This is a genomic window from Hominimerdicola alba, from assembly GCF_900109655.1.
Classification (GTDB): Bacteria; Bacillota; Clostridia; order Oscillospirales; family Ruminococcaceae; genus Hominimerdicola; species Hominimerdicola alba_B.
This window is the reverse complement of record NZ_FOAT01000018.1, coordinates 16,124-42,735: the sequence shown is the minus strand read 5'-3', so window position 1 is coordinate 42,735 and position 26,612 is coordinate 16,124. Positions and strand designations below refer to the sequence as shown.

Annotated in this window: 20 protein-coding genes; 11 read left to right on the top strand and 9 right to left on the bottom strand. The window is 44.5% G+C overall.

Features of this window, described 5'->3' with window-relative positions; genetic code table 11:
- Positions 1-193: 193 nt before the first annotated feature.
- Positions 194-889 (top strand): phosphohydrolase, encoded by a 696-nt coding sequence (locus BMY75_RS15145; protein WP_207646279.1) that lies wholly within the window; start codon positions 194-196, stop codon positions 887-889.
- A 267-nt stretch (positions 890-1,156) separates the two neighbouring features.
- Positions 1,157-3,199: a fibronectin type III domain-containing protein gene (locus tag BMY75_RS15140; protein WP_074835458.1), complete on the top strand. Its 2,043-nt coding sequence runs from the start codon at positions 1,157-1,159 to the stop codon at positions 3,197-3,199.
- 251 nt (positions 3,200-3,450) lie between these two features.
- Here BMY75_RS15140 and BMY75_RS15135 read toward each other — a convergent pair whose 3' ends face one another.
- Both BMY75_RS15135 and BMY75_RS15130 read right to left on the bottom strand, forming a co-directional pair.
- On the bottom strand, positions 3,451-4,824 hold the full coding sequence (locus BMY75_RS15135) for a VanW family protein (RefSeq protein WP_074835456.1): 1,374 nt from the start codon (positions 4,822-4,824) through the stop codon (positions 3,451-3,453).
- A complete protein-coding gene (locus tag BMY75_RS15130; RefSeq protein WP_074835453.1) occupies positions 4,818-5,504 on the bottom strand; it encodes a beta/alpha barrel domain-containing protein in 687 nt (228 codons plus the stop codon). Before BMY75_RS15130 ends, BMY75_RS15135 begins: the two co-directional genes overlap by 7 nt.
- Positions 5,505-6,025: 521 nt before the next feature.
- Between BMY75_RS15130 and BMY75_RS15125 the strand changes: the two genes are divergently transcribed.
- The 8 genes from BMY75_RS15125 (at position 6,026) to BMY75_RS15085 (ending at position 13,872) form a co-directional block, all read left to right on the top strand.
- Positions 6,026-6,772, top strand: coding sequence for a DeoR/GlpR family DNA-binding transcription regulator (locus BMY75_RS15125; protein ID WP_074835450.1), 747 nt, complete (start codon positions 6,026-6,028; stop codon positions 6,770-6,772).
- Positions 6,773-7,672 carry a 1-phosphofructokinase gene (pfkB, locus tag BMY75_RS15120; RefSeq protein WP_074835447.1) on the top strand — a complete coding sequence of 300 codons (900 nt, stop codon included), beginning with the start codon at positions 6,773-6,775 and terminating at the stop codon, positions 7,670-7,672.
- Between the two features lie 382 nt (positions 7,673-8,054).
- Positions 8,055-8,894, top strand: coding sequence for a 3-methyl-2-oxobutanoate hydroxymethyltransferase (panB, locus tag BMY75_RS15110; protein WP_074835445.1), 840 nt, complete (start codon positions 8,055-8,057; stop codon positions 8,892-8,894).
- Between the two features lies 1 nt (position 8,895).
- Positions 8,896-9,744 (top strand): pantoate--beta-alanine ligase, encoded by an 849-nt coding sequence (gene panC, locus BMY75_RS15105; protein WP_074835442.1) that lies wholly within the window; start codon positions 8,896-8,898, stop codon positions 9,742-9,744.
- 9 nt (positions 9,745-9,753) lie between these two features.
- A complete protein-coding gene (gene panD, locus BMY75_RS15100) occupies positions 9,754-10,137 on the top strand; it encodes an aspartate 1-decarboxylase (RefSeq protein ID WP_074835439.1) in 384 nt (127 codons plus the stop codon).
- Positions 10,138-10,445: 308 nt separating this feature from the next.
- Positions 10,446-10,835, top strand: a complete 390-nt coding sequence (locus tag BMY75_RS15095; RefSeq protein ID WP_074835433.1) for a hypothetical protein — start codon at positions 10,446-10,448, stop codon at positions 10,833-10,835.
- Positions 10,836-10,845: 10 nt separating this feature from the next.
- A complete protein-coding gene (locus BMY75_RS15090) occupies positions 10,846-11,232 on the top strand; it encodes a ribosomal maturation YjgA family protein (protein ID WP_074835431.1) in 387 nt (128 codons plus the stop codon).
- A gap of 309 nt (positions 11,233-11,541) precedes the next feature.
- Positions 11,542-13,872, top strand: coding sequence for a fibronectin type III domain-containing protein (locus BMY75_RS15085; protein WP_074835429.1), 2,331 nt, complete (start codon positions 11,542-11,544; stop codon positions 13,870-13,872).
- Between the two features lie 223 nt (positions 13,873-14,095).
- On the opposite strand, the gene BMY75_RS15080 is transcribed toward BMY75_RS15085, so the two are convergent.
- Positions 14,096-18,703 carry a glycoside hydrolase family 2 TIM barrel-domain containing protein gene (locus BMY75_RS15080; protein WP_074835426.1) on the bottom strand — a complete coding sequence of 1,536 codons (4,608 nt, stop codon included), beginning with the start codon at positions 18,701-18,703 and terminating at the stop codon, positions 14,096-14,098.
- Positions 18,704-19,693: 990 nt separating this feature from the next.
- On the opposite strand from BMY75_RS15080, the gene BMY75_RS15075 reads away from it, so the two are divergent.
- Entirely contained in the window at positions 19,694-21,064 is a 1,371-nt protein-coding gene (locus BMY75_RS15075) for an MATE family efflux transporter (RefSeq protein ID WP_074835421.1), read from the top strand.
- Between the two features lie 96 nt (positions 21,065-21,160).
- On the opposite strand, the gene BMY75_RS15070 is transcribed toward BMY75_RS15075, so the two are convergent.
- The 6 genes from BMY75_RS15070 to BMY75_RS15045 all read right to left on the bottom strand — a co-directional run bounded on the left by BMY75_RS15070 (position 21,161) and on the right by BMY75_RS15045 (position 26,606).
- Positions 21,161-22,042, bottom strand: a complete 882-nt coding sequence (locus tag BMY75_RS15070) for an alpha/beta hydrolase (protein ID WP_242940256.1) — start codon at positions 22,040-22,042, stop codon at positions 21,161-21,163.
- Positions 22,043-22,214: 172 nt separating this feature from the next.
- Entirely contained in the window at positions 22,215-22,712 is a 498-nt protein-coding gene (locus tag BMY75_RS15065) for a hypothetical protein (protein WP_074835418.1), read from the bottom strand.
- 247 nt (positions 22,713-22,959) lie between these two features.
- Positions 22,960-23,670 carry a thioesterase II family protein gene (locus BMY75_RS15060; RefSeq protein WP_074835415.1) on the bottom strand — a complete coding sequence of 237 codons (711 nt, stop codon included), beginning with the start codon at positions 23,668-23,670 and terminating at the stop codon, positions 22,960-22,962.
- A 1-nt stretch (position 23,671) separates the two neighbouring features.
- On the bottom strand, positions 23,672-23,923 hold the full coding sequence (locus tag BMY75_RS15055) for an acyl carrier protein (RefSeq protein WP_074835412.1): 252 nt from the start codon (positions 23,921-23,923) through the stop codon (positions 23,672-23,674).
- Positions 23,920-25,485, bottom strand: coding sequence for a class I adenylate-forming enzyme family protein (locus BMY75_RS15050; protein WP_074835409.1), 1,566 nt, complete (start codon positions 25,483-25,485; stop codon positions 23,920-23,922). Before BMY75_RS15050 ends, BMY75_RS15055 begins: the two co-directional genes overlap by 4 nt.
- Positions 25,482-26,606 carry an alpha/beta hydrolase gene (locus BMY75_RS15045; RefSeq protein ID WP_074835407.1) on the bottom strand — a complete coding sequence of 375 codons (1,125 nt, stop codon included), beginning with the start codon at positions 26,604-26,606 and terminating at the stop codon, positions 25,482-25,484. Before BMY75_RS15045 ends, BMY75_RS15050 begins: the two co-directional genes overlap by 4 nt.
- Between the last annotated feature and the right edge of the window lie 6 nt (positions 26,607-26,612).

Genomic DNA, 26,612 nt, shown 5'->3' with positions numbered 1-26,612 from the left:
TTGCATAAAACTCGGAGATAGTAAGATCTCTGCCCGGCACTCCCCTTTCCTTTTCCCGCGAAGCTCATTATGCCGATTGACAACACTCACACAAATATAGTATAATATCAATAGTTAGTAGATCAGTTCATATGATCCCGCAAAGATAGATTTGACATTTGATGATTACTTTATAAGGAGTTGATTTGAAACTGTGTGGATAAATAATGCTCAGGAAAATGCGGATAGATTTCCGCTGTTCAACAGGATAAAACAGGATCACAATATAAACGTATATATAAAGGCACAAAACGAATCGATGCAGGCTATGGGTTATACCGAGCATAGCTTTGCGCACATAGGAGTTGTTGCCGACCGTGTGGGATACATTCTTGAAACTTTAGATTTGGACGACCACACAATAGACCTTGCATTAACAGCAGCATGGATGCACGATCTGGGAAACGTCATAAACCGCGAGGATCACAGCCAGTCAGGCGCGATGATGACATTCTATCTTCTGGATAAAATGGGTATCCCCGCTGAGGATATAGCTCCGATAATACAGGCCATCGGCAACCATGACGAAGGCTGCGGTCTTCCCGTAAGCAAGATAGCCGCGGCACTTATCCTGGCGGATAAATCCGATGTCAGAAGAAGCCGTGTTCAGGATGATGATAAAAGAAATTATGATATCCATGACAGGGTAAACTATTCTGTAAAGTCTTCCAAGCTGAAGATCAATCAGGAGCATACAGCCATAAAGCTGAAGCTTGAAATAGATACAAGATACGGTGAGATAGGCGAATATTTTGAGATATTCATGGAACGTATGCTGCTCTGCCGCAAAGCTGCAGGTTTTCTTGATCTTGAATTTCATCTGATAATAAACGAGCAGACATTGATGTGATACTGCTCCCGACTTACCGATATGTCTAAGTTCTGCAATGCGCTGATTTCCTGCTATTGCCAGAAATGTCAATATTTTGCTCAGCACATTTGACCAATATCCAGTATACTGAATGTTTATTTTCTACAAATCGATGCTAAAATACTAAAAAATACAACTAAATGCTTGCGTTGTCAGAAAAACTGTAATATAATCATTGATGTTAGATGAATAAACTAACAACATTTTTGTGTAGCAAAAAGATTTTTGTAAACGGAGGTAATCAAATTGGAAAAGAAACATAACGTTATGAAGCGTACACTGGCGGGTCTGACCGCTGCTTTGTGCATTGCGGGCTGTATGTCTGCTGTAGCAGCAAGTGCGGAGGATAACATCGGAAGTTCCGGATATCACTCGGCTTCGGATAAGGTGTCAGGCGGCTGGGCGGCTGTAAAAGGCAGTACATCGCCCGAAAACAATCCCGATGCTATTGATGCTCTGGACAAGGCGACCAGCAACATCGACGGAGTTGCATACACTCCTGTTGCAGTGCTTGCAAGGCAGTGCGTGGCGGGTACAAATTACTGTATTTTATGCAAGGTAAAGGCTGTTGCTCCGCTGGCAAGACCCTCTTATTATCTGATATACATTTATAAGGATCTTAAGGGTGGTGCTAAGATCATCGGCAGGACAACGGTATTGAAAAGCAGCCCATACGGGTCTGCTGGTGGCTATGACGTAAATGATGGAGATACCACGCTTGATGCTAATGAAGAAATTCTGACTGCTTTCAATCAGTCTATCGACGGACTCGATGGCGTGGATTATGAACCGATAGCATACTTCGGAACTTGTTACGTAGCTTGTAAAATGCACAAGATCCTTTGCAGGACAACAGTTGTTTATCCTGATGCTGAACCGGAATTCAAGTTGATCACCATATATGAAGAGTATAATGGAGGTGCAAGGCTTGGCGATTCTGATCCGATCAATTTTTACGAAATAGGCGAATACAACAGAAGCATACACTATGAAGCTTGCGAACCTAACTGCACCCATAACGGCAATATCGAATTCTGGTACAATTCGTTCAGCGACAAGTATTACTCCGACGAAGAGTGTACGAACGAGATCACTAAGGATGAAGCCATCATCAAAGCTCTCGGACATGACCTCGATGAACCCGTTTGGAAATGGAGCAGCGATTATTCCTCCGCCCACCTTACCGTTAAGTGCAAAAGATGCGGTACGAAGGTGATCAATACTGACGCTAAGATAACTGTTAAGAATATATCTGACCCCACCTACACAAAAACAGGCTTGCTTCGCTATGTTGCAACAGTGACCGTTGACGGCAAGTCATATGTAGACGAAAAGGATGAAGTGCTGGACAAGCTGCCCTATGCCGCACCTAAGATCTCCTATGAAAAGGTCAATGGCGCAGTAAAGCTCAGCTGGGAAGATGTTGAAGGTGCAGAAGAGTACGGTGTTGCAGGCTATATTAACGGCAAGTGGAAGCTTCTCGATCATGGCACAGGTACATCTTATGTACTTAAAAACCTGAAGGCAGGCGGCAGCTACAAAGTTGCAGTTGTATCAAAATCCAGCGGACAGTGGATCACTGACTTCTCCAATGCTATAACAGTTACCCCGAAGGATACAGTCACCAACCTCTATCCCGAATTCCAGACCAAGGTCATTAACGGAAAGATAGGCTACAAGTGGGAAGCAGTTCCCGGTGCTGAGAAATATGCAGTAGCAGTTTGCCTCGCAAACAAGTGGCAGATCGCTAAGCAGCTGGACAGCAATGTCCGCACATGGACTTCACCTAAGGTACAGAGCGGTTCTTACAAGACAGTTGTAGTAGCAAAAGTTAACGGCAAATGGATGACTGCACAGGCTCCCGCACACGCTGTTACTGTTTCCGTCTCCTCGGCAGCCGATCAGCTGAGCCTTGAATCTAACGAATACTTGATAACACTTTACAACTACAGTGGTTCACATCAGACATGGGATATCAGTTGTGCTGTCCCCGGTGATTCTCAGTACTTCGAGTTCTTCGACAGTAACAAGAACAATACCGCTCAGCAAACTCTGCCCAGACACATCTGTGCACCTAACGGCGGTTCTATGCAGTTCGGTATCAGGCAGAAAACTCAGGGTGTCGGTGATCTTAGCTCCTGTCTGAAAATAACCAATGTAGAAACAGGTGTGGCTTACACTGTTTCTTTAACAGACAAAATGGTGAATGAGGACGAGAATATGTTGTCTATCTACTTCGATGGCTCTAGTTTCTTATCTCCAGAAGAGTTTGAATGTTCGCCCAATTGATTCTGAAAACTAAAAAAGTTTTCACACAGGTCAGTTGGTCATTAAAATGATACAAACTCAATAAAATTGAAATAACGGCAGTTTCTTCGGAGACTGCCGTTTTTCATGTCATTTATATCTATCGTTTATGGTTACCATTACTTCACACAAAAGCGTATCCTCATGTTATTGCATAGCGCTGAACAATTCCTTAATTACGAAAGACCCCGATATCTTAGATACCGAGGTCTTTATCTTTCAGATGTCTTATATCAGTTTCTTATAAGTTCCTGCGGTATCTCACTCGGGTCATACATGACCTCGGAGTGATTATCGCGCACCAGATCTTTTGCTATTATCTCCCCTGTTTTGCGGTCACGGGTCAGCTTGTATATCTTAGAGATACGGTAATACTTGTCACCCTCTTTGGAAAAATGGTGATCCTCCTCAGCAAGTTCAAAGGTCTGCGGGAACTGACGCTTACTGCGAAGCTCTGCACGCAGTTCGCCCTTTTCACACCACACACAAAGCTGAACAGGCTGATGGGTGCAGTTGCGGAAACGGTAATCCACATAGTTATAGCACACCGATGTTCCCGAACTGAATGGCACACGCACAGGACCGTCAGGTGCCAGCGCATCAGAATGGCTGTGGAACTCTGTGACCTCCAGTGGACTGTGCAGTATAAGGTTGTGTATCGTGTTCGCCAGATTGCAAAGACCTCCGCCGAGACCCGGCTCCAGTTTTCCGCCGGATATTATTCGCCCGTCACGGTAGCCCTTGGCAGCGGTTATCTTGCCTACTGTACGCCAGAAAGAAAAAGTCTCCCCGGGCAGTATCAGCATACCGTTCATCGTATCGCTTGCGATCCTTATATTTACTGCCTTGTTGCGTTGTAAAGTGGGGTCTATGCCCTTGCCCTTTTTTATAAGATGTGAGCTGTATGTTGAAACCACATTTGGCAAACGGCTGCCTGTTCGTCTGAAAGCAAAACGTTCGCCGCTTATTGCATCACGAACTATCCGCTTGATTTTTTCCTTAGCCTCGGAAATAGCGTAGGTAGTGTCATTTATATCACAGAACAGTACCTTCTCACTGCGCAGGAATGGTCGGTTATTTCCGCCTGAATAGATGTCTCCAAGCCTGTTGAAAAAAGGTGTTTTTTCCCAAAGCTTTAATGCGTAGTATTCAAAATAGCGTTTCTGCCCCAGTTCCTTTTCACCCTTGACCTCCACAAAATGCACCAGAATACTGTCGATACCGCTGCGATTCGCTCCGCGAACATCAAGTATAAGCTGATCTCCGATACTGATGACCTGCTTTTTATCAAGCCCAAGTATATCCAGTGCCTTTTTATATCCCGCAGTTGATGGCTTTCCCGCATCACACACAAAGGGTGAGCCTACCGCTTCAGCAAAAGGACGAACACGGTCAATATCATTATCCGAAAGCAGAACGGTTTTAAGACCCGCAGCTCGTATGCGCTGAAAAAGCGCCTTTATCTCATCGTTTGCAGGATCGCCGTGATGTACAAGGGTATTATCTATGTCAAGGATAAGTCCCCTGTACCCTTTTTTGTACAATTTATCATAATCCAGCATATACACGCTGTCAGCGTAAGATGCAGGGAACAGTTTTTTCAGCATAAAACAGTCTCCTTTCCGTGAATATACCTGCACACTTTATCGATCTGCTCGAGAAAACTTTCGCCAAAGCATTTGTCAAAAAATGCACTTCCAATAGTAAATCCCCACGCGCCTGTTTCAAGTACCTCATCTATTCGTTCAAAGCTGTCAATACTTCCCGCTATGACCACAGGTGCACTTACCTCCGATACAAAACGGCGGTTAAGTTCCACAGCATCGCCTGTAAAACGATAGCCCAGCAGATCAAAGCCGTCCACGCCCTTTTCAAGCAAAGCCTTCGCCTGAGATATCATACCTTCTGCCGTGCCGTAAAGCACCGATGGTCTTCCCTCAATATCACCAACAAAGGGCAGATAAAGTATTCCTGCACCGCGGCATATATCCCTGACCGCATCGGAATACACTGTGCCCATCAGCATATCAACACCGCATTCCACCGCAAGTTTCGCACCTTCAATACACTCACTTTCGGTATATGCCACAACTTCAAGGGCTGTCTTTTTGCCGCACTCTTTCATGCGGGCGAAAAGACGTTTCATCTTGTCATGAGGAAGGTCAAGCTCCTTAAATCCGAAATACTCGGCAGGAGTATCTTTACATTTTTCAAAGATCTCCTCCGCGTCGGAAGAGGTCTTATCGTCATAAGTCAGCATAACGATTAGCAACGGTCTTTCATTCATGCTATCACCTTTATATAGTAAATTTCAAATTTCAACAGCAGCCAAACAGGCTGTCTGCCCATGTCGTATATACTTAATATTTTGTGTACATTATAGATCTTAGAATTCAAGTTTTCCTGAAAACCGGTAATATCAGGATCTGATAAATACCCATGTTATAGCGTTTTGACTGAACATATTATAACATAATTATATAGATAAGTCAACGCAAAAATACAGTCAACGAAGATAGTATTAACAGAATTAAAGGTTTGAACAAGGCGGATGTCGTAGTTTTCTTTTTGAGATATCTTCCTGTTCCTTAATATAATCGCAGCGAATTTATCAATGTTTTTCAGATATCGAAAATAAAAAATATTCAAAATCAACAAACAAAAACTTTTAAAAGTGTGCAGTCATACAAAAGCGAAGCATTTTGAATGAAGATGACTGAATTTTCTTGACTTGTCTGAAAAAATATGATATATTTACGTCAGAAACAATCAAAATCATTCAACAACAGCCATAAGAGGTGAACGATAATGCTGACTGAGGAAAGACATTCAATAATCTTAAATTCAGTTAATTCAAATAAAAGTGTACAGCTTGGCGAGCTTTGCGAACTGCTGAACGCTTCTGAATCTACAGTAAGGCGTGATCTTAACGCTCTCGCAGAAAAGGGGCTTCTTGTAAAGGTACACGGCGGTGCTATCTCGGTAAATGACTCATTTGTAATTGAAGAACAGGATATCGAGAAAAAATCAAAGCTGTTCAACGATGAAAAGCTGGCTATCGCAAGATATGCTGCTTCACTTATAGATGACGGTGATTTCGTGTTCATCGATGCGGGTACTACAACCGAAAAGATGATCGACTTTATCCCCGAAAAGAATGTGACCTTTGTGACCAACGCTTTTATCCATGCAAAAAAGCTGGCACAGCGGGGCTTCAAGGTGTTCATTCCCGCAGGTGAGATAAAGCTTTCTACCGAAGCTATCGTGGGTGCGGAATGTGTGAGCAGTCTTCAAAGCTATTACTTCACCAAGAGCTTTATCGGTGCAAACGGCATTTCCCTTTCGGGTGATATCTCTACTCCCGACAGAAACGAAGCAAGCGTAAAGACTGCGGTAATAAGAAACAGCAGAACGGTCTACATTCTTGCAGACCATTCCAAATTCGAGCAGATAACTTCCGTCACCTTTGCCGATCTGGGACGGGTAATGATAATAACCGATAAGCTCGGTGACAAAAAATATTTGTCAGCAGCAAATATCAAGGAGGTAATGTAGATGGTATACACGGTAACATTTAATCCTGCCATCGATTATGTTGTACGCATGGAAGACCTGAAACTCGGAGAAGTGAACCGCACTTCTTACGAAGAAATGTTCTTCGGCGGCAAGGGAATAAACGTTTCGATAGTGCTGAACGAGCTTGGCATCAAATCAAAAACTCTGGGTTTTACCGCTGGCTTTACGGGTGAAGCTATCGAAAACGGACTGAAGTCAATGGGCATAGATGCTGATTTTGTCAGACTTGAAAAAGGAAATTCACGCATCAACGTAAAGATAAAAGCTGCGGAAGAGACCGAGATAAACGGTCAGGGACCTCACATAGATGACAAAGCCCTCGAAGCACTTTTCGGAAAACTGGACGGTCTGAAAGACGGCGACACGCTGATACTTGCAGGAAGTATCCCAAACAGTTTGCCTTCCAATATATATGAAAAAATACTGCATCGGTTATCATGCAAGAATATCAAGACTGTTGTGGACGCTACAAAAGATCTTTTGATGAACGTTCTGAAATATGAACCGTTCCTTATCAAGCCAAATAATCACGAGCTCGGTGAGATGTTCGGCGTAAAACTAACCACTATCGAAGAGATAGAAAAGTATGCAAAAAAGCTCCGGGAAAAAGGCGCAAAGAACGTGCTGATATCCATGGCAGGCGACGGCGCACTTCTTGTTGACGAAAACGGCAAAACTCACATCAGCGGAGTTTGCAAGGGCACCGTGAAAAATTCAGTGGGTGCAGGCGATTCCATGGTTGCAGGCTTTGTGGCAGGTTCAAAAGACGGCAATTACGAATATGCGCTGAAACTCGGAACAGCCGCAGGCGGTGCGACCGCATTTTCAGACGGACTTGCAACAAAAGAAAGAATAGCAGAGCTTATGAATACGCTCTGAAAAATGGCACCTTAGTCGAGATCGTGGTAGACGGAGGAGACGAACAGGCGGTCCTTGACGAGATAGCCACAATGTTTGAGGACGGATTCGGCGAGTAAATTCATATATAATTTTGCTTTTCATAAAATATTTTCATATCCCTGAAAAACATTTCTAAACCTCTGAAGCAGTGTATTTTTGATGATACACTGCTTTTGAGGTTTTAGTTTTCAACAGGATCAGATATCTCTCATGATGTTCAAAATGAATTAATCAGAAATCACATTCCGATACTTGAAATGAAATATATCATGTGTTATAATGTATAACGCAGGTCTTTCCTGTAATGTATCTTATCCGAAATAAGTCGGAAAGGTAACATAATTTTAAGGAGTTCATGCTTATGAAAAACACAGTTTCAACCCTTCTTAAGCAGAAGCAATCGGGTGACAGGATCACGATGCTTACCGCTTATGACTACACTACTGCACGTATCATTGATGAGTGCGGTGTCAACTCCATACTTATCGGGGATTCCCTCGGTATGGTGATGCTGGGCTATGAAAACACCCTGGCCGTCACTATGGAGGATATGATACACCACACCAAAGCCGTTGCAAGAGGTGCAAAAAATGCCTTTATCGTAGCTGATATGCCATTTATGTCATATCAGGCAAGCGTTAATGAGGCTGTTAAAAATGCCGGCAGGCTTATCAAGGAAGGCGGCGCTAATGCCGTTAAGCTTGAAGGCGGTGCTGAGGTCTGCGAGCAGATCAGAGCAATCGTGAATGCTTCTATACCTGTTGTGGCGCATCTTGGACTTACTCCACAGTCAGTCAATGTTTTCGGCGGATTCAAAGTTCAGGGCAAAAGTCTTGACAACGCAAAAAAACTTGTGGAAGACGCTCTCAGGATACAGGAAGCTGGTGCCTGTGCTGTAACACTAGAAGGCATACCGGCAAAACTGGCTGAGATAATAACCAAAAAGCTGTTTATCCCGACCATAGGTATCGGCGCAGGTAACGGCTGTGACGGTCAGGTGCTTGTTTATCAGGATATGCTTGGAATGACTTTAGGCCATACTGCAAAGTTCGTAAAAAAATTCGCAGATGTGGGTGATGTTATGCGCAAGGGCATCTCGGACTACATTGAAGAAGTCAAGAACGGCACATTTCCGTCAGAAGAACACACATATGCCATCGATGATGATGTGATAGCAGTTATAGCAAAGGAGTTTGAATGATATGAAGATAGTTAAGACAATAGATGAGGTTCGCAGACAGGTTAAGGAATGGAAGGCACAGGGTCTCAGCGTAGGACTTGTGCCGACAATGGGATATCTCCATGAGGGACATGCAAGCCTTATAGATGCTTCTCACCGCGATAATGACAGGACTGTAGTATCAGATTTTGTAAATCCCATGCAGTTCGGACCCACAGAGGATCTTGAAAGCTACCCCCGGGATATCCAGCACGATGCAGCACTTGTGGAAGAACACGGCGGTGATATAATCTTCAATCCCGAACCAAATGAGATGTATCACGAGGGCTTTTCTTCCTTTGTGGATATGAACGTGCTGACACAGGAACTCTGCGGACTCAGCCGCCCCGTTCATTTCAGAGGTGTTTGCACTGTGGTATCAAAGCTGTTCAATATCGTACAGCCTGACAGGGCTTATTTCGGTAAAAAGGATGCCCAGCAGCTTGCAGTCATCAGGCACATGGTCGATGATCTGAATATGGATATCGAGATCATCGGCTGCCCGATAGTACGCGAAGAGGACGGTCTGGCAAAAAGCTCACGCAATACTTATCTTGATGCTGAGGAAAGAAAAGCTGCGCTAGTGCTTTCGCAGGCTATCAATTTGGGAATAAAGATGGTCAGAGACGGTGAAAAAGACTGCTCTGCCATAACAGAAGCTATGAAGAAACATATCAGCGCCGAACCCCGTGCAAGGATAGATTATGTAAAGATAGTTGACCTGGCAACGATGCAGCAGATAACAAACATCGACCGCCCTGCGCTTTGTGCAATAGCAGTATATATCGGCAAAACCCGCCTGATAGATAACTTCTTTACCGAAGATGTTTAAGGAGGCAGCATGAGATTATCCATTCTTAAAAGCAAGATACACCGTGCTGTCATCACACAGGCTGAGCTGAACTACGTGGGAAGTGTCACCATCGATGAGGATCTAATAGATGCGGCAGGTCTTTATGAGTACGAGCACGTTCATATCGTGAATGTTAACAGCGGAAGCCGCATTGAAACATATGTCATCGCAGGCGAGCGCGGCAGCGGTATGATATGTCTCAACGGTGCAGCTGCAAGGGCAGGTCAGGTAGGTGATCCTGTTATCATAATGTCATATGCTGATATGACCCCGGAGGAGTTGAAGACTTTTGCTCCGAAAGTTGTATTTGTTGATGAAAACAACAAGGCTGTCCGTGTTGCAAGCTATGAAAAACATGGTGAACTGAGATAAGATATCCCCTGATACAAGTGATCACACTGTATCGGGGGATTTTTCTTTTTTGAATATACCGTGACACACCACAACAAAAAGGTTACCGCTGTATTGCTTTTTGAAATTTAGTAAAAATATATCGTTTTTCAGTAAATATCTATTGACAAACAATTTTAAATATGATATAATGGTGTCACAATTAAAATCCATGGGAGGTTATCTTATGTGGACAAAAACAAGGTCGCTAAGACTATCTACAAGCTTTACATCAGTCATTGTCGATACCAAAACAGGACTCGATCAATTCTCAAGTAGGAGATAACGGTATGAGCAAAAAGGAAATAAAGACACTCGTGATCGTTTCGGTCGTTCCCATTATCGTAATCGTATTGCCACTGTTAGTCTACTATGCGGTTATATTCCCGCACGGCATTTTCATCGATCGCGATATGGTGAAAGAAACTTACGCCCTCGACCTAACCGACGATGTTAAGCTTGTGAGCTATCGCGACGAAAGCTTTTTATGTGTGATAGACTGCAATCTTATTGTTGAGGTCGATGACGCGGATAGCTTTCTGAAAAACAACATAAAGGCCGATATCGAAAAAAATTGTCAATATGATTACAAATACAGCGTTGGCACAACAGGTACGGTTTATGTAAGGACAGAGCCGTATGAAGATAAATTCCGCGTGCATTTACAGTACGTTGATTAGGGAGGAAAAAATGAAACAAACAACTAAACGTAAACTTATATATTCGGCTATCTTCGCCGCACTGCTCGTCACCGAGATACTGATAGGAAAGTATGCTCACGGTTTTGTTCGTGCATACATCGGAGATGTTCTCGTTATGCCCACAATGTACTTCTTCGTGCGCATATTCACCGAAAAGTTTCCGCGCACTCTCCCGCTGATACTCTTCATCTTTGCCTGCGCCGTCGAAGTATCACAGTATTTCGAACTCTACAAAGTCCTCGGTTTCGCCCCCGGCAGTCTGCCCGCAATTCTCATCGGCACCGGTTTCGCCTGGGAAGATATCCTGGCTTATGCAGTTGGAAGCTTGCTCAACGCTGTTGCTGCGGTTTGTTTTAAACCCGCCAGAACAGCATAAATACAGACCGTTTTAAAGGCGATTATCTCCTGCCTGAAAATAATATTGCCTGATCTGATATAATATTAAACGGATAGACGCCTTCATATGCGGCAAGATGGCTTGTCATATTTGCTTAAATCAAATTTATGCCATTCGTAGTTTTTTACAAACTTTATGTATAATATACTTAAATTATCTAAATCACTTGATAGAAATAAATGAATATGGTATAATAATTAACGTTAAAACACATCAGTGACCATTTTCTTGGGATCACACATTGTATCTCATGAAATAATCTTTTTTGTTAGAAGGAGGAAAGCAAAAATGAAAGTTCACAATACCGGAAAACGTTTAGCTGCCGGAGTACTGGCAATTATCCTTGCAGGAGGAGTTGTGCCCGCAAACATTGGGGTATTTGACCTGTCAGGCAGTACTGCTGTTGTGGCAAGCGCAGCAGAGTCGGAACAGAACATTACCAAAGCAACCATAACAATGAAAGCGCACTCACCTAAAGTTCTTTCAGTAGAGCTTGACGGAACAATACTGCAGAAAAACATCGATTACACTGTTTCTTATACCCAAAAGGATTCCGATGGAAATACCACTGAGTTTTCTGAGCCCCCCAAGCAAGCAGGCAAATATGATGCTGTTATCACCGGTATAGGTGATTATCAGGGTGTTGTATATAAGTCCTTTGATATCGTAGGAAGCGGTTACGAGGGTATTTCAATCATTGACGGCGGTCAGGGTACACATACGCCTTCAAATGAACATCTCTGGCTGATATTCGACAAAAACAAAAACACCAAGTGGTGCAGCAGAGTAATAAGCGCAGGCGAATATGCAAACCGAGACAGTGACTGGCTGCTGTTTGAAGCAGATACACCTTTCGCCATACATAACTATGTTCTGACTACTGCAAATGATACTTCAAGATACACGGGCAGAAACTGGAAAAGCTGGCGTATCTACGGAAGCAACAGCGCTGCGGCAGCGGAATACACACCTTCATATACTGACCATAAAGTAACAGATATTGACGAAGATATCTGGTCACTGGTACATCAGGTAACAGACGATACTGTTTTAGAACCTGTGAATTTCACCGAATTTCCGTATGCAGTCCCTCATAACAAGTGCAAGTATAAGTATTATCTGCTTATTCTTGATGATATCGTTGATTCACGCGATAATATCGCGCAGATGTCCGAAATAGAGTTCAATGCCGATCTGCCTGTAACAGTTACTCATGTTGATGCTGTACCCGTGGGCTGCCTTAACGAAGGCAACATCGAACACTGGTACGACGAATACAACGATAAGTATTACAGCGATGAAGAAGCCACAAACGAGATAACCGAGGAAGATGTCATTATTCCCACCGTAGGCAGGCATAGATATGGTGAACCCGAATGGAACTGGGACGAGAAAACCCAAACCGCTACTGCCACATTCACCTGCGAAGCCTGCGGCGAAAAGCACACCGTTGAAGCAGAGATACAGCGCAGTTCTATCGCCGCTACCTGTACCACACCCGCATATACCAGCTACACCGCTGTTGTAGAATTTAAAGGTGAAACATACAGGTCTAAACCCAAAACTTATAAAGGTGCAGGCGCTCTGGGTCACAGCTATGGCAGACCCGAGTGGAAGTACGACGAAAAGAATCACACCGTGACGGCAACTTTTAAGTGTGAACGTTGCACAGACGTTCAGACCGTTGATGCGACCATCACTTCAAAGACTACCAGCCCGACTTATGTCAAAGAGGGTAAGATAGTTTATACCGCTGCCGTAAAGTTTAACGGTCAGACCTACACCACAAATAAGACAGTGATCATAGACAAGCTCACCTACACGCCTCCCACGATCACTTACCAGAAGGGTGAGGGCGCTGTAAAACTCCAGTGGACTGATATCAATGGTGCTGAGAAGTACGGGGTTGCAGGCTTTATAAACGGCAAATGGAGAATGATAGATGAGGGCGAGGGTACATCATATGTACTAAAAGGCCTCCTGGCTGGCAAGGAATACAAGGTATGTGTAGCCACAAAACTTAACGGTGAATGGTTCACTGATCCGTCCAATGCTATCGTGGTAACACCAAAGCTCAAGACAGTGAATGACAATCCCGCTGTTACATATGTTAAGGGAAATAACGCTGTCAAGCTCAGCTGGGATGCTGTTGACGGCGCAGAAAAGTACGCGGTTGCAGGCTATGTAAACGGCAGATGGCAGATACTGGCGGAGGGCAACGGCACTTCATATGTGCTTAGAGACCTCAAGGCAGGATCCCAGTACAAGGTAGCCGTATCCGCAATGTTCAACGGCAAATGGAACATGGATCTTAGCAATGCCATAACTGTGACCCCGAATGAAGCAGTGACATCTCCCTATCCAACTTTCGAGATACAAGTAATCGACAGCAAGCTAGGCTTCAAATGGCAGGCAATTCCCGATGCTGAGAATTATGCAATAGCATTATACCGTGCAGGCAAGTGGGTCCCCATGAAGCAGTTTGACAGCAGTGTCCACACATGGACAACACCCCGACTTCCCAAAGGCACATACGCGGTAGTTGTAATAGCTAAAATAAACGGCGAATGGGTAACAGCTCACGCTGCCTCAAATGCAATTACTATCGAGGTTTCCTGATCTCGAACTATTAAATATTTACCCAAATATAATAAAAGCATCAAAGCGGCAGGGACAACAGTCCTTTGCCGCTTTATTTATCGGAATTCCAGATTAGATTTATCTTTTATATTCCCCTGACTACGCTTGCTGTTATTCTGGACTCTCATAACAAAAACGGATAACCGTCCGATAAAGACGACTATCCGTTTTGCGTTTATTTGGTCAGACAAATTTCAGCTGATCATTTTATAGTAACAGTACCGGCATATTTAATAGCATTTGCAGTATCCCATTTGCCGTTTACTCTTGCTGCTATAGCTACCCAGTATGTCTTGCCGGGAGCAAGATTTTTAGGAGATGTGTATGTAGTGGTGGTTATGTTCTGTGCCTGAACTCTCCACTTTCCTGCCAGATAAACGGCGATGCCGTATCTGTCAGCACCCTTTACCTTGTCCCATGTAAATTTGACCTGGTGATATTCCTTGCTGTATTCGACTTTGATGTTCGTGGGATATGTAAGTGTGTTTACGTTGACAGTTGCTTTATTGGGTGTAACGATTATCGTGTTGCTGAGATCCATGTTCCACTGGCCATTGAACATCGCGATGACAGATACTTTATAGTTCGTGCCCGCAGTGAGGTTTTTCAGCGTATATGATGTACCTGTCGTCTTATACAGCAGCTGCCACTTTCCGTTTACCAAACCGGCGATACCGTACTTTTCTGCGCCCTCGACCTTATTCCAGGAGAGCTTGACAGCTCCGTCACCGGGTACATAAGAAACAGTCGGATTAGGAAGTGTGGGCTGAACTACATTATCGAAATCCAACCAAAGCTGAACGTACTTGCTGTCGGGACCGTATGCAGGTGAAGAAGTATTCTGCGAAGCAAGCTCTCTTTCGCTGAGTGCCTTGCTGTATACACGGAATTCATAGAAGTCTGCCATGGAGGTACGTCCTGTTTCAGGGCAGGCTCCCAGTGTAAGGTCATAGGAAGAGGAGGCTATACCTGCGGTGGTGCCTGTGCTCTTTTCTGCCAGTATCTTTCCGTCGCAGTATATCTTTATAGTATCGGTATCAGCATCGTAGATACCAGCCATCTGATGCTTCTTTCCGATCCAGCCTGAGGATGAATCAGTACCTGTTTTGTATAAAACTGTACGCCATGATCCGCCTGCATAAACAAAGAAGTAAAGCTGGCCTTGTTCTGTTCTGAGACCGAAAGAGTAATCGCCCTTGCTTGCTATCATGTTGAATTCGGGATTGCCTGTGGGGACGAATTCAGCTTCTACAGTAAATGAGTGCTTACCTTCAAAGGAACTTCCGATACTGTTGGATGAGGGTATCGAAAGCTGACCCGATACTGCATTGCCCGATGATGTTGACTTAAGTACTGCAGGTGATTTCACGGGGATAGTCAGTGCATTGGAGCTCTTGTCCTGTATGCTTACTCCGTCTGAGCGAAGCTTTGCAGCTGTTGCAGACATGGTGGTGCTGCTTGTATCTGTAGCTACGGGAATGATAGTGTAGCTCCAGCTGTAAGTCCTGCTTGAAGGCAGACGGTACTTTTCAAGTGTAGCCTGTCCGCAGGTAGCGCTTCCTGTACCCATTGAGCCGTAGTCAACACTGAGTACAGTTTTCTTTCTCGGTGAAAGCTTGTATACGTGGTCAGCCTTCTGGAGATCTTCGGGATAGAAGTGGAGAGCACTCGCTTCAACAGTGCCGTTTGCAGCAATAAGCAGACTTGTCTTGTTTGCCTTGTTCTTGACAGATATCCACTTGACATCGGTGAGGTTTCCGCAGTCGTCAGCCTTCAGATACGGGAAATACTGCTCTGAAACTGTACTCTCCCATATGCCCTGACGGCCGCCTGTTTTACGGTCATTGAAGCTCTCGGTCTTATTGCCGTACCAAGAGAGCTGCTCCGAACCCTCGGGAAGTGTCATCATTGAGCCCACACGGATGAAGTTGCCCAGACCTGATTTTGTTGCGTCAACATTGAACTCGCAATTTACACGTCCGTCTGGGTATATCGTATATACGATATCCACCTTTGTGCCGCCTGCATTTGGGAGTTCAAGGTGTGCTGTCACGGTCTTGGCGCCGTCGGCTGCATCGCCTGTTTCCATGCCTGTGACCTTTGCGCCGTACATAGCATTTCTCCATGTGCTGTCAAAGAGGTTTTTTGCGCCCCAGCCTGTATCGTTTTCAACGTTGCCGCGCCAGAAATTAGGAGTCGGACCGTTTTCGATGAGGAGTGAGCCCTTGTAGGAATATTTTTCAATAAGGCCAGTAGACTTGTTTATCACGAAGTTAAAGTCGTTATGGTCGTTGGTAGGGACGTATGCGCTGCCGATATCAACTATGGTAAGGACTGCATCGCCGCCGTCGTACTTAGCTGAGCTGCCTGCGGAGTCGAGGTCTATCTGCTCGTATGCCACCTCGGTGCCCTTAGGCAAAAGGTCTGTGGCCTTCTTGGTCTTTACGGATATATCAAGTATGAACTCATCGCCCGACAAGTACGATTGGGGCAGCTTGAACGGAACAGTGATAGTACCCCTTGTCAGAGGAGCACACTTAGCATTCTTGACCGTGCCACCGTCTATTGCAGAACCGTTTTTCAGGAGCTTCCACTCAACATTAAAATCGCTGAGATCGAGGAAGTTGTTCTCGTTGTATACCGATACGGTATTGTTGGCAAGCTGTCCTGCATTTGCTGAGAACCAGAAGCTCTGGTACTGGTATCTTACCTCGTCAGCCTCGGGCTGAGGAGTCCTGTCAGGGCAGATGATACCGTTCTCACAGAAGCTGTTATCGTTGGGCTTGTCACCCCAGTCACCGCCGTAGCCGAAGTACTTCCCCTTGCTTTCATCGGAGTAAAGGTTCTTGTGAGCATAGCTCTGTGAGTAGTAATCCCAGCCGCCGTTTGGAAGTGCTACAGCTCTTGACTGGTCTACCCAGTCCCAGATGAAGCCGCCCAGCATATTGTCAGCGCTTCTTATATTGTCCCAGTACTCCTTGAGTGCGCCTAAGGAGTTGCCCATAGCGTGGTCGTATTCGCACATTACATAAGGCATCTTTCCTGTACCTGCGTTGTAGCGGATAACGTCCGAGCCGGGATACATATCACTTCCCATGTCAACGCCCATACCGAAATGCTGTCCTTCACTGTGTACGGGACGTGTAGGGTCATTTTTCTTGAAATACCATATCATATCCCTGAACATACCGCCTGCATCGCTTGGATTAGTAGTGTAGCCCATTTCGTTTCCGATGGACCATGCAACAATGGCGGGATTGTTCTTCAGACGCTTGTAGGCAGTCTCAGTCCTGTCCATAGCAAGTTCGTAGAACAGAGCCTTGGAGGCATTGTTCTTGCCGTCCTGAAGAGCGTGACATTCCATATTAGTCTCGCCCATCATGTACATACCGTACTTGTTGCACAGCCAGTAAAGGTAGGAATCATTGCTGTAATGGGACGTACGTATGGCATTGATGTTGTATTTCTGCATGAGGCGTATGTCTTCTTCCATTGTCTTCTGAGGAACAGCCTTGCCGTAGAAGGGATCGGAATCGTGACGGTTCACGCCTTTCAGCAGCAGACGCTTGCCGTTGATGGTTATGGGCTGCCACTGTTTTGTAGTGACATTGTATGAACCGTCAACAGATGTGGAAGTAAAACCTATCTCACGGAAACCCAGCTGAGTGGAGACTTTTTCATGTACATTCCCTCTGTCGTCCTTGAGAGTCAGGACGAGAGCATATATATTTGGAGTTTCCGCAGACCATAGCTTCGGAGCTGTGACCTGTGTTTTGATGGAGTATGTGCCTGTTCTGCCTGCGCCGAGATCATACACAGATGTTTTGGCTCCGCTGATGATATTGTTTCCTGCTTCATCAAAAGCAGCAGCTTCCAGAGTCCAGCCGCTCTTTGAACTGCCTGTCAGGTTCCTCACATCTATACTCAGCTGCAATTGCGCATTCTTATAGTAGTCGTCAAGGTCAGTGCGGACAGTATAGTCGCTTATCTGCACGTCAGGAGCGCTGACAAGGAAAACGTCACGGAAGATACCGCCGTCGTATATCATGTCCTGATCCTCAAACCATGTACCGTCGCAGAATTTATGCACTTCAACAGCGAGTATGTTCTCGCCGTCAGTGAGGTAGTCGGTGATGTCGAAACGGTGAGGACTGAAAGTGTCCTCGCTGTAGCCCACTTCCTTGCCGTTGATGTATACATAATAAGCGGATTCAACGCCATCGAACTGGATGTATATACGTCTTCCGCTTCCCTTCATGGAGCTGTCGAGAGTGAACTTCTTGCGGTAAAGTCCCACGGGATTGTACTTCGTAGGAGCAGACGGACAGGTCACCCAAGGGTCATAGTCGCTCTGCCACGGCTGGCTGATATTCGTATATATCGAGTGGTCGAATCCCAGAGCAGTCCAGCTTTTAGGTAGCTGAACGGTCTTCCAGCCATCGCCGTTCTTTCCGGTGTAATTGGCATTCATGAAACCGCCCCAGCGGTATGGAGCAGCCTGATCGTCGTTCTGTACAACGTTCAGTTCCCAGTCCTCATTTTCTCCTGTAAGCATCTGGAGATAGTCCGACTTTTCACGGTCGTTGTAGTTCCATACGGCGTTTACAGCTGATGTGTCATCCTGAAATGGTACGGGATTCACAGAAGCTGCTTCACGGTTCACAGCAAAAATATCCTCTGACCCTGACTGGCCTGTCCATTCCTTGTGAGTGAAGGACACACCTGCCGCAGCAGCTTTCTGCGGAGTGAGACCGTTCAATGACTGGGTCAGCATAAGGGCTGACACGATAAATGTGATCTTTTTTCTCATATATACCTCCTTATTTTTGAGCCTTTAGACATCAGCTACCAACAAATGTACCGTCTTCGGCTCATGATTACATAAATAGTTTTTCCTGATCCAAATAAATATATAAAATTGATGATTTTCCACTATTATTGTACATAAAAGCGAGCATTAATGCAACTAAAAAAATGAAGAAAAGGTGGATTTTTACATGAATTATGCACAAAATCAGTATCAAAAGTTGAAACAATTAACTTTTGTAAAATACTATTGTTTGGAGATTTTGGGTTATGAGTGAAATGGATAGTAACAGCTGTGATCGGAACAGAGCAATAGTAGAACGCCTCTCAGCCGATGCTGTTTACCTTCTCATCTGTATATTGATTCATACGATTAATACTTCGTTAAAAAATATCTGACTATCCCTTTACCACTCCACTTAAAATTCCGTATCAGTAGGGATATATTATGTTGACGTTATCTTTTCCCCCGCCTGCGGCGGGGGAAAAGATAACCGCCATACTCTCATTATATTCCTTTATACGCTGTTAATCGGGTGTGTCAGCTGGATACCCATAAAAAAATATGTCATATAAATATTTCTAAGTCAATCAACAATGAGAATATATTCACTATTTTACGTACAATTTACGATGTTTCAAAAGCCCTGATGTCAAAAAATCAAAACTTTTCAATAAAGCTGCAAGATTATAGTTTTATACTATTTTTATAAGAATATATTACACTTTTCCCAGAACAAATATGATATAATTTTTATAGGGCAGAAAAGGTCTTGTACCTCTGCCTTGTTTAATTTCAGAAAAACACAAATCACGATTTTCACTTTTAGTAGATATAATGAAGATTTTCATAGATAACAATTTTTCCGCAGAGCGTATCTGCGTTTTACGAAAAGTTAATAGTATATCATCAAATGTCTGTTGTAAATGATGGTCACTGATGATATACTATTTCAATGATAATTGTTTAAGGATAGTATTGTGAGGTAAAAAAATGAAGGATCTGACAAAAGGCAACCCTACGCGGCTGTTGCTTATGTTTGCCATACCTATGTTGCTTGGAAGCGTATTCCAGCAGTTTTACAATCTGGCAGACACAAGGATAGTCGGACAGTATCTCGGAGACAAATCACTGGCTGCTGTCGGGGCTACGTCTTCGGTAAATACTGTTATAATCGGATTCATGCACGGACTGACAGGCGGATTCAGTTTGTCTGCCGCGCGTGCATTCGGCGCAAAAGACAATGAAAAACTGAAACAAACAGTTGCAGCTACATTGGTACTCGGGGGTGCGACCTGTATAGTTCTTACTATACTGAGCCTTGTGTTCCTCGATCCGATCCTGCAAGCGATAAACGTAAAATCCGACATATACAAAGATGCCAAAAGTTATATAACCCTGATTCTTGGCGGAATGGGGATAACCCTCAGCTATAATGCTCAGGCTTCAATAATGCGTGCTATCGGCGACACTGTTATGCCGCTGGTATTCCTTATATTCTCTGCATTTGCAAATATATTCCTTGATATACTGTTTGTCAGAGAGCTGGGATTCGGTATAAGAGGCGCTGCTGCTGCAACACTTATAACCTCGGGTATGTCAGCAGTTGCCTGCTTTATCTACATGAAAAAGAAATACCCGTTCCTTATACCCTCGGCTAAACATTTTAAATTTTCACAGGAATTTGCGAGCGAAATGTACTCATCCGGCTGCTCCATGGGTCTTATGAATTCTATGGTAGGTCTTGGCTCACTTATCATGCAGGGCGCTATCAACGACCTTGGAACCGATACAATTAATGCTCATATAGCTGCAAGAAAGATAAGTGAGATGTGCATGATGCCGATGATGGCATTCGGCGGTGCTGCTTCAAACTTCTCGGGTCAGAACTACGGTGCGGGGAAATACTCAAGAGTACGCAAGGGCTTTTTAAGTGCTACCATGCTGACCTGGATATGGAGCATACTTGTCATCATAGCCGTATATATCGGCACTCCTTTCTTTGTTCAGGCAATAACAGGTCTGCACAAAGAATACATAATCGATACAGCTTGTCAGTATACTCATTTCAATATGCCGTTCTATTTCGTTCTCGGTATTATATTCGTATTCAGGCACTCGCTGCAAAGCGTCAAGATAAAGCTTATGCCGACATTGTCAAGCTTTATCGAACTTGTGGGAAAGATCATCGTATCTTTCTGGCTCGCACCAAAGATAGGTTACAAGGCTATTATTATAGCTGAACCAATATCCTGGGTTTTCATGGCACCAGTGCTTATATGGGGTCTTGTAAGCTGCAAGCAGCTGAAAGAACCTGACAGAAACGTGATAGATACAAGTAAAATTGCCTGTGCAGGGCGGTAAAAAGCAACCCATAGTTTCTGTATTGAAACTATGGGTTATTTTATTATGTATGTTGTCAACACGGACAGGTTTTAATATTTAATCACTGAACTCCACTCACATAAGCCCGCGGAAGAACCCGCACTCGTCGTCGTTTGCGTGTGTGGCGGCTTCGGTCTTGATATCGCAGTGGAAGACATGAAAAAGGGGGCTTTCGTTGGTGCCGTAGACCTTCGACTCGTACTTCACACCGTTTTTCGCGAGCACAGGAATGAGCACTGCGGGGGCATCCACAAGGAAATCGGCGTTTGCCGTAAGAATGTACGCGGGCGGGAAATCAGGTGTGATATGGGAAACTGCATCGAGCATACGAAGAACTTCGGCGTGTTCAGAGGGTTCTTTAGGAAGGTAGGCTTCAAGACTTTCGTCGTAGTCTGCGGTAGTAAACAAGCCGCAGTTGAGACCTATGCCTTTGAGCTCAACGTCCGCAGGAGAAAAATACTTTCCGAACTCCGCTGCAAGCACGGAGTTTGTGAGTATGCAGGCGTATACCGACAGGCAAAACGCGCCAGCAGAATCGCCCACTGCGAAAACATTGCCCAGGTCGAAGCCGTACTTTTCCGCGTTATCCCTAATCCACGCGAACACAGTGTTCGTATCTTCAAGCGAAGCGGGAAAGCGGTTTTCAGGGGCAAGGCGGTATGTGAAATTCACCACGACAAAACCGCGCTGAGCCAGATCCATGCAGTAGAACTGATAGATCTCCTTGCTGCCGTAAACCCAGCCGCCGCCGTGAATGCTCACAATAACGGGGAGCTTTTCACCCTCGGCAGACTTCGGGCGGTAAACATCGAGTATCTGCCACTTTTCGTCCGTACCGTATGGGATATCGTCAAAGCGTGCGATATTCTCAGGCGTTGTGAGCCCCTTGTCGCGCTCAGTATCGGCTTTTAGACACATCTCACGGAATATCCTCGATCTTTCGTTAACGTCTGTCATGTCAGTACCTCCTTAATAATTTTTTCTTATATAAAAATAAGGTGATCTTCTCAACCACCCTATTAAAAAATATTTTCTAGTATTCCGGCTTCGGAACTCAGCCCCGTTCCACATCGCCATGTGAGCCCGATCATCGGCGCAAGAATGTGCGACAAGTAGTGCTTTTTGAGTTTTAGCTCTTAGCACGAAGATTCAACACCAGCGAAACAGCTATACCGACTCCGAAAACTATCCGCAATATCAGATTATTCCTTATAGGGATAGTATTCGGGATATACTCTGTTCTTGTGGCAATGACATTATTAACCATAGAGTCTTCGACTGGCTTATAAGCTATCTCCACGTTCCTGCCGACTTTATCTTTTTTTGAATCCGACGGAAAAAAGAAGTCTGTGAATGACCTTCCGTCAGATGTTTCAAATTTTATGATACAAATACGGTAATCTGTTCCGCCTGCCAGCGGCTGTTCTTCAGGAACAGTACCTGCTTCGATTATGTCGGTTATCGTTCCAGTAGTCACAATATAATCATCGGGAGCCGCTTCATACTCAGTGTAATTTTCGTTTGAATCTTTTTCCGTCTGCTTACAGTCTTTAGCAGCAGAAAATGCAAACAACTCACATATTACAAATATGATGAGAATGGCTGTTAGTAATACTGATTTTCTCATGTTGTCTCCTTAATATTTTCATATCTTTATTTGATTATATCATATTTCTCTCGAAATTTCAAGAGAAGTGCTAAGAATAATTCATTCAATGATATTTCCGTAAAATTATTCATGCTACGAGTTTTGTTGTTTATTGTACCGACTGCTCCACTTTTTGACTTTGGCAGAAGATATGTGCGGTAATTGAAGTTTTTACTGTTAAACTGAGTGTAGATACTGATCAAGATAGGATCAGTAATAATATGTTCTAATTAAGTCCGAGTTTTTTGCAGATAAGCTTACAAACTTCCTCTTTATGCGGGATATAGTAGAAATGTCCGCCGCTAAATGATACAACTTCACAGCTTTTATCGGTATACCTTCCCCAACCGTTCATGTCGGCATTTTTCAGCATGGTGTCATCAGTGCCGTATATCGCAGTGATATCGCAGCCAAACTGTACCTGCTTCGGAGTAGCACAGTACTTCTCAGCCATACGCACATCATTGCAAAGGATCATGTTAAGCTGTACAACGAGTTCCTCGTCCTGTATCACCGCCGAGGAAGTCAAACTGTTATGGTTAAAAAACTGAATTATCTCCGTATCGCTGACCTTATCGATATCTCCAAAACAGTGCAGATCTTCGTCAGGAGCATTTTTACCTGACAGAAATATGTGGATGGGCGCAGGATAGCCCTTTTTCCGTATCTGTCTTACAAATTCGGCAGCAAGGACTGTTCCCATGCTGTGACCAAATACAGCGTAGTCACCATCTTTAAGAAGTTCCGGCAGTTTTACGTTACTGTCAAAAAGCTCACTTATACATGACTCGATATCATGCAGTACAGGTTTGTCGGAACGGGTAAAACGACCTGAAAGTTCCATAGTGACAACGTTCAAATCTTTTGGAAGAAAGCGTTTGAATGATGCGTAACTCTTTGCAGAACCGCCTGCGTGAGGAAAAAAGAAAAGTGTCATATTATTCCTCAACAGGTGTGCCCTTTTCGTTGAGCAGGTTGAAGAACTCCCCTACCCTGCTGATAGATGCTACCAATGACAGTGAAACATTCAGCTTATATGTATCTGTAATATGTGAACCAAGTCCGAACAGTCCGAGAGAATCAAGATACAGGTCGTCAAAAACGTCAGTATCTCTTGTGATCTCCGAAGCGTTGATGCCTACATAGTCGGAAATTACTTGTCTGAATTCGTTCCAATCAAGATTATTCATGAGCATTTGTACTCCTTTTTTCTGAGATATTTAAATTGTATCTTACCGATATCCTTTGGTATCTCCTCTACGAGTACCACTTTGTCAGGCACTTTGTATGCAGAGAGTTTACCATCAAAATAGCGTGCCAGTTCGCCTCTTGTTATCTTTTCGTCGCCCTTTGGCTGAATATAAGCAACTATTTGCTGTCCGATGATCGGGTGCGGCTCATCAGTTACAGCTGCGGCGGCGATCATTGGATGAGTGAGAAGGCAGGCTTCAACTTCTTCCGCATGGACGAGGTTTCCACCTCGTTTGATTATACGTTTGCTGCGTCCTGCGAATCGAACTACACCACCCGGAAGCTTATTCACTAGGTCTCCTGTGCAGAACCATCTTCTGCCCTGCTGATCGGTCAATATCTTTTCGGCAGACAGTTGGGGATTTCCGAAATACTCAGTGATAACACCGTCGGTATATACACACAGTTCGCCTGTTTCACCCTCGGCGACATCATTCTTGTCTGCATCGATCACACGGTAGTCGGTGAAGTAAAGTTTCTTGAAATCGCTTGGGTCAGTGTCACCGTCCTTGGCAGAATCCCATACCACCATAGTACAGGTCTCCGATGAACCGATTATATTTATTACACGGATATTCAGTTTCTTAGCAAATGTATCAGCGATCTCCTTTGGCAGAACTTCGCCTGCAAAGTAGCATATGCGGACAGATGAAAGGTCGTACTTTTCAAAATCGGGAGTTGAGAGCAGTACCTTAGCCAGTGTGGAAGTGAGCTGAATGATATTGACCTTGTATTTCCGGACAGTTTCCAGGAAAGAGATGGGATTGAACTGGGGCTGATACATTACTGTTCCGCCCTTGAGTGCCATTTGCAGACCCATTCCGAATCCGCCCTGATGATAGAGGGTCATGCCCACCATCATAACGTCATTGGACTTGAATTCCAGATAATCGCCCATATCTTTCTGAGTGGATAGGAATCCGCCTGAAGGTACGGCAAGTATTTTGGGATTGCCTGTGCTTCCCGATGTGCAGGCAAGTGACATGGTGTGAAGGTATTCAGGCTGATAGATCTCGCAGTCAGCCTCACCAAATTCAGCGGCGAACTTATCGGCACTTATGTAGCAATCATTTTGCGGCACAGAGCTCTCAGGTGCAAAGCATACGACCTTTGAAATTTGGAACTCACTCGGAATGATCTGCTCCACTGCATTGATTATATGATTGGTTCTGTATTTTTCAGACGCGAACAGTACTTTAACTGTTGTGGCGGGGATAAGTCTGGAAAGTTCCAATGAACCGCTCTGGGGATCTATCGGAACGGGCTGAGCTCCTATTCTTACAGCTGACCAGAATGCGATGTACCATTCGATGCTGTTAGGCATTACCAGTCCTACCTTATCATCAACACCAATGCCCAGTTTTTTTAGTGCTGAACCGAAAACGGCGGTCTTCTCCATGAACTGTCTGTATGTCAGTGTATCCTCATCTATTCTCAGAAGTACCTTGTCGGGTGTTTCCTGAGCGTATTTGCTGTAGTAATCAAAGAAATTCTTGCTCATTTGCTCTCTCCTGTAAGTCTTTGTGCTATGAAATCAGCGGTGATATGCTTAACCCAATGGAACTGCTCACCGACAGGCATTGCGTGCATGATAGTTTCCTCGGAAACATAGGCTGGTCTTTCGGTAACTTCAAGCCGTTCCTTGTAACCCGTAGCCTTACTGTAGAGTATATCATTTGCCTCATGGGTCATCCAGTTATCGTAGTCACTGTGAACAAGGAAGAAATCGGAGCTGAGAGTACCATCTGAGAGAACGTTCATTGTCTCCATATAGTCATCATTTGTCTGGTATGAAGTCCACTTGCCTTTCTTCATCCATATCGGAACGGAATCAAGCTTGCAATAGCATATCATCAGCGGGAACAGCGCTACACAGCACTTAACGGCGGGATTCTTGGCAGTTGCTCTGATAGCATAACCGCCGCCCATGCACAGACCAAAGTTAGCCATACGGCTGCTATCCAGTTCACTTCGGCTTTCAATGAACTTGTATATACCCTCGAACGCCGCTTCAAGTTCGTCACCGCCGCACTTCACATTATTCCATATAACAGCGCCGCCTGTACCGGGCATATCAGGGGTGATGACCGCAACGCCGCGTTCATTCAGAGGCATTGCCAGCATATCAAGCTCTTCCTTGCAGCTTCCGATACCTGAGTATGTAATTGCGATCGGGTAGCTTTCCTTGCTGCCGTCGTCGGGATAATGGATATAAGCAGGAAGCTTTCCGAAAGCAGTATCTATCTCAACGTACTCTATCTTGTTATCGCAAAGTTCGGTGTATTTTCTGTAACTTTCGGCAATGTTATTATATATGGAGACCTTCTGCTCTAAGTCCTGGATATTTACCATATAGCACGCATACCAGCACTGAGCCACCATTTTAGCGTATGCTCTAGCCGAGATCCTGTTTCCCTTAGCCTCATTCTGATCACGGAGTTCTGCGTAGTGAGAGATCTTCTTTTCCCATTCGCCAAGCCATACAGCCTGTATTTTCTTTCCGCTCATTACATCTATCTCGTCCACTCTTTTCAGAACGTACTCAGTGTCAAAGGGATCACTTCCATAAAGCATTGATCTTGTGACCACAGGGTTAAGAAGTTCTCTGATAGACCATTTCATATTGTC

What these genes read in the sequence shown, in the direction of transcription:
- BMY75_RS15135 (WP_074835456.1), bottom strand. Translation starts at nt 4,824, where the DNA reads ATGCTGAAAAAACTGTTCCCTGCATCTTACGCTGACAGCGTGTATATG.
- BMY75_RS15130 (WP_074835453.1), bottom strand. Translation starts at nt 5,504, where the DNA reads ATGAATGAAAGACCGTTGCTAATCGTTATGCTGACTTATGACGATAAG.
- BMY75_RS15125 (WP_074835450.1), top strand. Translation starts at nt 6,026, where the DNA reads ATGCTGACTGAGGAAAGACATTCAATAATCTTAAATTCAGTTAATTCA.
- pfkB (WP_074835447.1), top strand. Translation starts at nt 6,773, where the DNA reads ATGGTATACACGGTAACATTTAATCCTGCCATCGATTATGTTGTACGC.
- panB (WP_074835445.1), top strand. Translation starts at nt 8,055, where the DNA reads ATGAAAAACACAGTTTCAACCCTTCTTAAGCAGAAGCAATCGGGTGAC.
- panC (WP_074835442.1), top strand. Translation starts at nt 8,896, where the DNA reads ATGAAGATAGTTAAGACAATAGATGAGGTTCGCAGACAGGTTAAGGAA.
- panD (WP_074835439.1), top strand. Translation starts at nt 9,754, where the DNA reads ATGAGATTATCCATTCTTAAAAGCAAGATACACCGTGCTGTCATCACA.
- BMY75_RS15095 (WP_074835433.1), top strand. Translation starts at nt 10,446, where the DNA reads ATGAGCAAAAAGGAAATAAAGACACTCGTGATCGTTTCGGTCGTTCCC.
- BMY75_RS15090 (WP_074835431.1), top strand. Translation starts at nt 10,846, where the DNA reads ATGAAACAAACAACTAAACGTAAACTTATATATTCGGCTATCTTCGCC.
- BMY75_RS15085 (WP_074835429.1), top strand. Translation starts at nt 11,542, where the DNA reads ATGAAAGTTCACAATACCGGAAAACGTTTAGCTGCCGGAGTACTGGCA.
- BMY75_RS15080 (WP_074835426.1), bottom strand. Translation starts at nt 18,703, where the DNA reads ATGAGAAAAAAGATCACATTTATCGTGTCAGCCCTTATGCTGACCCAG.
- BMY75_RS15075 (WP_074835421.1), top strand. Translation starts at nt 19,694, where the DNA reads ATGAAGGATCTGACAAAAGGCAACCCTACGCGGCTGTTGCTTATGTTT.
- BMY75_RS15070 (WP_242940256.1), bottom strand. Translation starts at nt 22,042, where the DNA reads ATGACAGACGTTAACGAAAGATCGAGGATATTCCGTGAGATGTGTCTA.
- BMY75_RS15065 (WP_074835418.1), bottom strand. Translation starts at nt 22,712, where the DNA reads ATGAGAAAATCAGTATTACTAACAGCCATTCTCATCATATTTGTAATA.
- BMY75_RS15060 (WP_074835415.1), bottom strand. Translation starts at nt 23,670, where the DNA reads ATGACACTTTTCTTTTTTCCTCACGCAGGCGGTTCTGCAAAGAGTTAC.
- BMY75_RS15055 (WP_074835412.1), bottom strand. Translation starts at nt 23,923, where the DNA reads ATGAATAATCTTGATTGGAACGAATTCAGACAAGTAATTTCCGACTAT.
- BMY75_RS15050 (WP_074835409.1), bottom strand. Translation starts at nt 25,485, where the DNA reads ATGAGCAAGAATTTCTTTGATTACTACAGCAAATACGCTCAGGAAACA.
- BMY75_RS15045 (WP_074835407.1), bottom strand. Translation starts at nt 26,606, where the DNA reads ATGAAATGGTCTATCAGAGAACTTCTTAACCCTGTGGTCACAAGATCA.